The organism is Cohnella caldifontis, assembly GCF_029360585.1.
GTDB lineage: Bacteria > Bacillota > Bacilli > Paenibacillales > Paenibacillaceae > Cohnella > Cohnella caldifontis.
On record NZ_JAQZSJ010000037.1, the window covers coordinates 1 to 9,312 of the forward strand.

Consider the following 9,312-nt stretch of genomic DNA (forward strand, 5'->3'; position numbering starts at 1 on the left):
GCACAGATCAGATGTTGAACGTTTCGCTATCCGGTTTTCAGGGTGTAAACCGGAAGAGCACTTTCGCGTTGCGACCAACGCCGGAAGTGCTCTTTTTGCATTTCTTTCAGGCCGTCTAAACCAGGGTTGTCCGCCGCTTCCGCGGAATCAAACGTTTACATCCGAGAAAGCCTAAACGACGCGGTTTTTTGCGCTTCCGACTAGCTTGACAGCCCATGACGCCTTTGCTAAGATTGCCTATAATCAATCGGAGACAAAACCGGCAAGCGGCCGGCAAGGGAGGTCATTCACTCGTGTGGCAAAACAAATTCGCCAAGGAAGGACTCACGTTTGACGACGTGCTGCTCATTCCCCGGAAATCCTCGGTGCTTCCCCGGGACGTAGACGTGTCGACCAGGCTGGCTCCTTCCGTGAAGCTGAACATTCCGTTGATCAGCGCGGGCATGGATACGGTCACGGAATCGGCTCTGGCGATCGCGATCGCCCGGGAAGGCGGCATCGGCATCATCCACAAGAACATGTCGGTCGCCCAACAGGCGGAAGAAGTCGATCGGGTGAAACGTTCGGAAAGCGGTGTGATCACGAACCCCTTCTCCCTGACGCCGGACCATCATGTGTACGACGCGGAAGAGCTCATGGGCAAATACCGGATTTCCGGCGTGCCGATCGTGGACCGTGAAGGCAAGCTGGTCGGGATCATCACGAACCGGGATTTGCGTTTCGTCCACGACTACTCGATCAAAATCAGCAACGTCATGACGCGCGACAATCTGGTGACGGCTCCCGTAGGAACGACGCTGGAGCAGGCCGAGATCATCCTGCAGAAGCATAAAATCGAGAAGCTCCCGCTGGTCGACGAGACGAACACGCTGAAGGGCCTTATCACGATTAAGGATATCGAGAAGGCCATCCAGTTCCCGAACGCGGCGAAGGATCAGCACGGACGGCTGCTGGTCGGCGCGGCGGTCGGCGTCTCGAAAGACACCTTCGAGCGCGCGGATGCGCTCGTTCAAGCCGGGATCGATCTGCTCGTCGTCGACTCGGCGCACGGCCATCACATCGATATCGTTTCGATGGTCCGCAAGCTGCGCGACAAATACCCCGAGCTTCCGATCGTGGCGGGCAACGTCGCGACGGGCGAAGCGACGCGGGACTTGATCGAGGCCGGCGCTTCCATCGTCAAAGTCGGCATCGGGCCGGGGTCGATCTGTACGACCCGGATCGTGGCGGGCATCGGCGTTCCGCAGATCACCGCCATTTACGACTGCGCGACGGTCGCGCGGGAATACAACATTCCGATCATCGCGGACGGCGGCATCAAATACTCCGGAGAAGTCACGAAAGCCATCGCGGCCGGCGCGAGCGCCGTGATGCTGGGCAGCCTGTTTGCCGGAACGGAAGAGAGCCCGGGCGAGTCGGAGATTTTCCAAGGCCGGCGCTACAAATCCTATCGCGGCATGGGCTCGATCGGCGCGATGAAGGAAGGCAGCAAAGACCGGTACTTCCAGGAGGACGAGAGCAAGCTCGTTCCGGAAGGCATCGAAGGCCGCGTTCCTTACAAAGGACCGCTCAAGGATACGATCCATCAACTGATCGGCGGACTGCGTTCGGGCATGGGCTATTGCGGCGCCGGCACGATCGAAGAGCTGAAGAACGACACCCAATTCGTCCGCATCACGGGCGCGGGGCTCCGCGAGAGCCATCCGCACGACGTGCAGATCACGAAAGAAGCTCCCAACTATTCGCTGTAACGTTTAGCATAACGCTGAATAAGAAGCCGCGGGCGGCGATCCGGCATGCCTGCGGCTTTTCCTTTTTCCGCAATTTATGGATTTCCTACGAAAGGCTTTTTTCTATCCCAGTCTCGTATGTTACAATGAAAATCGTATTTTAGCGAAAAGGGAGAGAACGCATTGAACCGTCATCATCCATTCGTACGCCGACCGTCTATCCGCTCCATGCGATTCTTACCGATAACCGTTTTCTTGTCTCTACTCGTCTCCATGATCTCAGGTGGGGCTGCTTCGGCTGCCGCCGCGACGCCGGCGCTTCAGCTGCAGGCCCAATCCGCGTTCCTGATGGATGCGGCTACCGGGCAAGTGCTTTACCAGAACAACCCGGACGTAGCGTTGCCGCCGGCCAGCATGGCCAAGATGATGACGGAATATCTCGTGGAGAAATACGTTCAGGAAGGCAAGATCAAATGGACGGATGAAGTCACCACGAAGGAAAACGCCGCCAAGCAGATCGGCAGCCGCGTGTTTCTTGCCGAAGGCGAGAAGCATACGGTAGAGGAAATGTACAAAGCGATGGCGATCGCGTCCGCGAATGACGCGACGGTCGCGCTTGCGGAGTTCATCGCGGGTTCCGAGCAGGAGTTCGTCAAGATCATGAACCAGACGGCCGAGCAGCTCGGCATGAAAAATACCCATTTCGTCAACGTGACCGGCCTGGACCGCGCGGATATGCCGGAAGCGTACCGTCCGGCCGAAGGGGAGACGCTGATGTCCGCCCGGGACTCCGCGATCCTCGCGTATCATATCATAAACGAAATCCCCACGTTCCTGGACATTGCCAAAGTCCCGAGCCTCAAATTCCGAGAAAGGGACGACAAAGCGACGCCGAACTGGAACTGGATGCTCGAATCGAACAAAGACGTGCCGAATTTCCGCAAATTCGCTTATCCGGGTGTGGACGGTCTGAAGACGGGCCACACTAGCAAGGCGGGCAACTGCTTTACGGGGACCGCTTTGCGCAACGGCACGCGGCTGATCGCGGTCGTCATGAACGTGCCGGGCGGCTTGAACGACGGCAAGCGGTTCCTGGAGACGGCTAAGCTGTTCGACTACGGCTTCAACAACTTCGAGACGAAGACGGTCGTGGAGGCCAAATCGCCTTTGAAGGATCATGAAACGCTCAAGGTCAGCAAGGGAAAGGGTTCGGAGGTAACGGTGGTTCCCGCCCAGGATCTCTCGATCCTGGCTCCGAAAGGTTCGAAAGTTGAAATCACGGACTTGTCGGTGACTCCGATCCAAGCCCCTCTTACCGCTCCCATTAAGGCGGGGGATAAAATCGGATTGGCAACCGTCAAATACACGGACCCGGCGACGGGTGAAGCCCAGACGGCCACGATTGAAATGGTCGCGAACGAAGACGTGGACAAAGCGGGCTGGCTCAGCCTGATGTTCCGCGCGATCGGCCACTTTTTCTCCGGTCTGTTCAAAGGGATCGTGGATTTGTTTTAAATTCCGACCTGGCAGGTTGTCTATTCATTCGGCATCCTGTAAAATAAATGGTTAGAATCTTCGGGAGGCGTGAAACATGGAAACGGGTACTTCGAGAGTCAAACGCGGCATGGCCGAAATGCAAAAAGGCGGCGTCATCATGGACGTCATGAGCGCCGAGCAAGCGAAAATCGCGGAAGCCGCCGGCGCTACGGCGGTTATGGCGTTGGAGCGCGTACCGTCCGACATCCGGGCTGCCGGCGGGGTGGCCCGCATGGCCGATCCCACGATCGTAGAGGAAGTCATGGCCGTCGTCAGCATTCCGGTCATGGCCAAAGCGCGGATCGGGCACTACGTGGAAGCGAAAGTACTGGAATCGCTCGGCGTCGACTACATCGACGAGAGCGAAGTGCTGACGCCCGCGGATGAAGTGTTCCACATCAACAAATCGGAATTCACCGTTCCTTTCGTCTGCGGCGCGAAGGATCTGGGCGAAGCGCTGCGCCGGATTCAAGAGGGCGCGTCGATGATCCGGACGAAAGGCGAGCCGGGCACCGGCAACGTCGTCGAGGCGGTCCGCCATTTGCGCTTGATCAATGGACAGATGCGCAGGGTGCAGAACATGTCCAAAGACGAGCTGTTCAATGAAGCCAAATTGCTGGGCGTTCCGTACGACCTGCTGCTGGGCGTGCATGAAACGGGCCGTCTTCCGGTCGTCAACTTCGCGGCCGGCGGCGTTGCGACGCCCGCCGACGCGGCGCTCATGATGCACTTGGGCGCGGACGGCGTATTCGTGGGCTCGGGTATTTTCAAATCGGAAAACCCCGAGAAGTTCGCCCGCGCGATCGTGGAAGCGACCACGCATTACGACGACTACGAGCTGATCGCCCGCGTCTCCAAAAACTTGGGCGCGCCGATGAAAGGCATCGAAATTTCCAAACTATCCTCGTCCGAGCGCATGCAAGACCGCGGCATCTAAGCCGCCTCGCGGGCTTGCTTGAATCCGGACTAAATCGGCCATGCGGCGGCTTCCCACGGTGCTTTACCGGCCGGTTGGGGGGCCGCCGCGACTGCATCAAGCGAGAGGGAAGGGACTCATATGAAAATCGGAGTGCTGGCGCTGCAAGGAGCGGTCGCCGAACATATCCGCAGCATCGGGCTGGCCGGCGGGGAAGGCGTAGCAGTCAAGCGGACGGAGCAGCTTCAGGAACTGGACGGGCTCATCATCCCCGGCGGAGAGAGCACGACGATCGGCAAGCTTATGCGCAAGTATGGCTTTATCGATGCGGTTCGCGATTTCGCTGGCCACGGCAAGCCGCTCTTCGGCACGTGCGCGGGATTGATCGTGCTGGCGGAGCGCCTTGAGGGGGGCGAGGAAGCGCACCTCGGGCTGATGAACATGACGGTGGCCCGCAACGCGTTCGGGCGCCAGCGCGAGAGCTTCGAGACCGAGCTGGACGTCAAAGGCATCGAGACGCCGCTGAGGGCCGTCTTCATCCGGGCTCCTCTGATCAAGGAAGTCGGACAGAACGTAGACGTTCTCTCTACGTACAAGGGCGAGATCGTGGCGGCCAAGCAAGACCGCCTGCTCGTCTCTTCCTTCCATCCGGAGCTGACGGACGATTACCGGCTGCACGGTTTGTTTCTCGATATGGCCCGCGCGGCCCGATAAGGGGGATTTCCCATGTTGGACATCAAATGGCTTCGCAACGACTATGACCGGGTCGCCCAGGCGCTCAAGAACCGCGGGGCCTCGCTCGACTTGATCGCCAAGTTCCCGGAGCTGGACGCCGCCAGACGCGCGAAACTGACGGAGAGCGAACAGCTCAAAAACCGGCGGAACGTGGTCTCCCAAGAGGTGGCCCAACTCAAAAAAACGGGCGGCAACGCGGACGAATTGATTGCGGAAATGCGGGACGTTGGCGACCGGATTAAGCAACTGGACGAAGAGGTTCGGGCGCTCGAAACCGAGATGGACCTCATGCTGCTTTCCGTGCCCAACGTTCCCCATGAATCCGTACCGGTCGGCGCTTCGGAAGAGGACAACGTCGAGCAGCGGAAAGTAGGCACGCCGCGTGCCTTCGATTTCGAGGCGAAGGCCCATTGGGATCTCGCCGCCGATCTCGGCATCCTGGATTTCGAACGCGCCGCGAAGGTGACGGGCGCCAGATTCGCATTCTACAAGGGTCTCGGCGCTCGCCTGGAGCGCGCGCTCATCAGCTTCATGATGGATCTGCACGCGGATCGGCACGGCTATGAGGAAGTCCTGCCTCCCTATATCGTGAACCGCGACAGCCTAGTGGGCACGGGACAGCTGCCGAAGTTCGCCGAGGACCTGTTCAAGCTGGAAGGCATGGACTATTTCCTGATCCCGACAGCGGAGGTGCCGGTGACGAACCTGCATCGGGATGAAATCCTGAACGCGGAGGATTTGCCGAAACGTTTCGTCGCTTACAGCAGCTGCTTCCGTTCGGAGGCCGGATCGGCCGGCCGCGATACGCGAGGACTGATTCGCCAGCACCAATTCAACAAGGTGGAGCTCGTCCATCTGTCGGCGCCCGACAAGTCGTTCGACATGCTGGAGGAGATGACCGGGCATGCCGAACGCGTGCTGCAGCTGCTCGGATTGCCTTACCGCGTCATGCTTCTCTGCACCGGCGACATGGGCTTCGGATCGACGAAGACCTATGATCTGGAAGTGTGGATCCCGAGCCAGGGCGTGTACCGCGAAATTTCGTCGTGCTCGAACATGTGGGACTTCCAAGCCCGCCGCGCTGGAATCCGCTACCGTCCCGAACCCGGCGCGAAGCCGGAGTTCGTGCACACGCTCAACGGGTCGGGTCTTGCTGTAGGACGTACATTCGCCGCGATTTTGGAAAATTACCAGCAGGCAGACGGCTCGATCGTCGTGCCGGAAGTGCTGCGTCCGTACATGGGCGGGCTGGAGGTAATCGGTCCCAAGGCTTGATGCCGGATTCCCGCATATGATATGATAACGGGGCAGATTCCGCCGGAGGCGAGGTCTGCCCGATCTTATGGAGAGGTACCGAAGCGGTCACAACGGGGCGGTCTTGAAAACCGTTAGGGTGCAAGCCCACGTGGGTTCGAATCCCACCCTCTCCGCCATTAGCAAGTACACCGCTCAGGCGGATAGTGGGATTCGAACGGGCCGTTAAGCGAACATGCCGGGGGCATGTTCGTAGGCCCAGGCGTGATAGTCGCAACTGACGTGACCGTACGATTAAGTACGGCCACGCTGCGACGGAGCGAATCCCACCCTCTCCGCCATTAGCAAGTACACCGCTCAGGCGGATAGTGGGATTCGAACGGGCCGTTAAGCGAACATGCCGGGGGCATGTTCGTAGGCCCAGGCGTGATAGTCGCAACTGACGTGACCGTACGATTAAGTACGGCCACGCTGCGACGGAGCGAATCCCACCCTCTCCGCCATTAGCAAGTACACCGCTCAGGCGGATAGTGGGATTCGAACGGGCCGTTAAGCGAACATGCCGGGGGCATGTTCGTAGGCCCAGGCGTGATAGTCGCAACTGACGTGACCGTACGATTAAGTACGGCCACGCTGCGACGGAGCGGATCCCACCCTCTCCGCCAACTTTTATATAAATCCCCGCTGCACAAGGAATTGCGGCGATTACGACTGAAACGCACCCGATTGTTGAACAGCGATCGGGTGCGTTTTTTGTTGGCCATGTTACAGGAAAGACCCCTCGGTAAAGGGGTCTTTGTGCTTGCAAGGCATTAGGAGTCGATGCTCAGCAATATTCTTCCGCGGCCATGTCTTGCTTCGCTTTTCTCTAGCGCTTTGTTAGCTTGGCTCAGCGGGAATATGGAATCGATCTCTGCTCTGATCGTACCGTCTGCTATCAATTGTGCTACTGTCTGCAGATTCGCATAGGTTGGAAACTTGGTGTTGAATTTTGCTGTAACGCCATGCTTTTGAGCGTTCTCTTGGGATGGAGGCTGCGTCAAAGCGACAAGAATTCCGCCCGGCTTCAGAACGGCCCATGATCGATTCTCGATATCTCCCCCAATGGCATCGACGACGAGGTCCACCCCTTTGACAACCTCTTCGAAAGCAGTCGTCGTATAATCGATGACCTGGTCTGCACCCAAAGACTTAACGAAGTCCAGATTAGAGGTAGAAGCAGTGCCGATTACATGGGCTCCCTTCCATTTGGCCAACTGAACGGCGAATTGTCCCACGCCGCCGGCAGCGGCATGAATGAGGACAGTTTGGCCGGCTTTCAGCTCTCCTTCGGTGAACAAGGCTTTCCATGCCGTGTCCGCGCCGGCCCTGATCGTTGCGGCGTCCTTGAAAGTGAGGCCGTCCGGCAACTTCACCAGTTCATCCACCGGAGCAACGGCAAACTCCGCGTTCGACGTTTTCGCCGTATGATTCACCTTAGCAATGCCATACTCCGCATAAGCTCCAACGATCATTCCGAAAACGCGATCGCCGACGGTAAATTCAGTCACTCCCGGGCCTGTCGATTCTATCACTCCGGTTGCGTAAAAACCCGGAATGTAGGGAAGAGTCTTGGGAAATACCTTCTGCACCCAACCGTTGCGGATTTTCCAGTCAAGCGGGATGACCGTTGCATAATGGATTTTGACAAGCACTTCACCTGCCAATGGGTTGGGACGTTCGACTTCTTCGAGCTTCATTACATCCGGACCGCCGTACTCATGAACAAGAATCGCTTTCATTTTGGATTCAGACATCGGATTACCCTCCATCACTTTTTGGCTTTTGAGCAATAACGTGTGTTGAATGTAGTATACTTACTAAAGTGGCGAATTTATAAGTACGCACTTTTTCGTAACATAGTACCCAAATCGAAACTGACGGATGGGAAGTGATAGGCATGAGCGGATTGGATGAGTATGCGAGTGAATTGGAGGAGTGCGTGAGCGGTTGTCCCGTGGAGGCAACGCTGTCGGTGGTCGGGGGGAAATGGAAAGCGATCATTCTTTGGCGATTAGTCGGCGGCACCAAACGTTTTAACGAGCTTCAACGATCCATCTCGCAAATTAACCGCAAGATGTTAACGGAACAGCTTCGAGAGCTGGAAAGAGATAACCTGATCATTCGAACGGTCTACCAACAAGTTCCGCCGAAGGTCGAATACTCGCTCAGCGACTACGGCAGGACATTCATCCCTGTCATGCAGGCGATGGCCGAGTGGGGGTTGGTTCACCGCGAACGCAATGTTACGAATAAAAGTTGATGACCCCCTCATTGCTTTGTTTGCTTGAATTCATGCCTGAGAGGGAGGTTCCTATAGGGAGAGCCCGCTTTTCGTCATTTTGGCTTTCCGATTCGCGGTTCGGAGGCTCAAGAACCCAAATACGATCGCTTGCACCATGAACAGCATCCCCCAGAACATCGCCGGGAGCGAAGTCTCTCGAGCCAAATTGGCCGCATCGCCGGCTTGGGCAGGCAGATTCAGGCTTAGCCATAAAATCTCGAAACTGCTCGTAACCGACTCCGCCAGCACGAACACGAACAACCCGACGGATAAAACGGCGGGCCAATTCCGTTGCCGCCGCAGCGCGAAGAGCAGCAATCCGATAAACAACGCCAGCCATGTAATCCCGAAAGCGTTGCGCACCCACAGGACGGCGTTTAATGCCGCGAGAATGACGAATAACCAGAGAGTCCACTCATATTTCCGATTCCCGTTCAGGACCGCTAGACCGAACGCGGCAACGGACGAACCGATATACCCGGCCAGACTGGTCAAAATGGCAGCCATGTCGGAAGTTGAAGCGGTATAGGTGACGCCTTCCGTGTTGGCGAACAGCTGAATCTGATACACCTTTCCTTGCATGATCTGCGCCATGATTGCATGGGACGATTCATGGATCAGCGTATTGGCGATTTTGAAAAACGTCCCGACGACGGGGATTTGAATGACGAGCAGCGCGATCGCAAAGTAACCGATAAACTTCCAGTTCATGCGGCGACCTCCGGAACCCATATCTTTAATACTAACATAAATAAAGAAAAACCCGCAGGATGTGAACTGACCCCTGTCAAGTAGACAGTATAAAAAACAAAAAGCTA

At 57.2% G+C, this 9,312-nt stretch carries 8 protein-coding genes and 1 tRNA gene; 7 read left to right on the top strand and 2 right to left on the bottom strand.

The window, feature by feature from the left end:
- Positions 1–293 precede the first annotated feature (293 nt).
- The 6 genes from guaB to PTZ19_RS25050 all read left to right on the top strand — a co-directional run bounded on the left by guaB (position 294) and on the right by PTZ19_RS25050 (position 6,350).
- Complete coding sequence (gene guaB, locus PTZ19_RS25025) at positions 294–1,751, top strand: IMP dehydrogenase (RefSeq protein WP_276358420.1); 1,458 nt, start codon at positions 294–296, stop codon at positions 1,749–1,751.
- A gap of 234 nt (positions 1,752–1,985) precedes the next feature.
- Complete coding sequence (locus PTZ19_RS25030) at positions 1,986–3,245, top strand: D-alanyl-D-alanine carboxypeptidase family protein (RefSeq protein ID WP_276358421.1); 1,260 nt, start codon at positions 1,986–1,988, stop codon at positions 3,243–3,245.
- A gap of 76 nt (positions 3,246–3,321) precedes the next feature.
- The gene (pdxS, locus tag PTZ19_RS25035) at positions 3,322–4,203 is read left to right on the top strand and encodes a pyridoxal 5'-phosphate synthase lyase subunit PdxS (protein ID WP_276358422.1); all 882 of its coding nucleotides are present in this window, start codon (positions 3,322–3,324) and stop codon (positions 4,201–4,203) included.
- A gap of 120 nt (positions 4,204–4,323) precedes the next feature.
- The gene (gene pdxT, locus PTZ19_RS25040; RefSeq protein WP_276358423.1) at positions 4,324–4,896 is read left to right on the top strand and encodes a pyridoxal 5'-phosphate synthase glutaminase subunit PdxT; all 573 of its coding nucleotides are present in this window, start codon (positions 4,324–4,326) and stop codon (positions 4,894–4,896) included.
- Between the two features lie 12 nt (positions 4,897–4,908).
- Positions 4,909–6,192: a serine--tRNA ligase gene (gene serS, locus PTZ19_RS25045; protein WP_276358425.1), complete on the top strand. Its 1,284-nt coding sequence runs from the start codon at positions 4,909–4,911 to the stop codon at positions 6,190–6,192.
- 69 nt (positions 6,193–6,261) lie between these two features.
- Positions 6,262–6,350, top strand: a tRNA-Ser gene (locus tag PTZ19_RS25050).
- A 633-nt stretch (positions 6,351–6,983) separates the two neighbouring features.
- Here the strand turns inward: PTZ19_RS25050 and PTZ19_RS25055 are convergent.
- Positions 6,984–7,967, bottom strand: coding sequence for an NADP-dependent oxidoreductase (locus PTZ19_RS25055; protein WP_276358427.1), 984 nt, complete (start codon positions 7,965–7,967; stop codon positions 6,984–6,986).
- A gap of 143 nt (positions 7,968–8,110) precedes the next feature.
- Here PTZ19_RS25055 and PTZ19_RS25060 point away from each other — a divergent pair, with 143 nt between their 5' ends.
- Positions 8,111–8,473 (top strand): winged helix-turn-helix transcriptional regulator, encoded by a 363-nt coding sequence (locus PTZ19_RS25060; RefSeq protein ID WP_276358428.1) that lies wholly within the window; start codon positions 8,111–8,113, stop codon positions 8,471–8,473.
- 51 nt (positions 8,474–8,524) lie between these two features.
- Here PTZ19_RS25060 and PTZ19_RS25065 read toward each other — a convergent pair whose 3' ends face one another.
- Entirely contained in the window at positions 8,525–9,205 is a 681-nt protein-coding gene (locus PTZ19_RS25065; RefSeq protein WP_276358429.1) for a M50 family metallopeptidase, read from the bottom strand.
- Between the last annotated feature and the right edge of the window lie 107 nt (positions 9,206–9,312).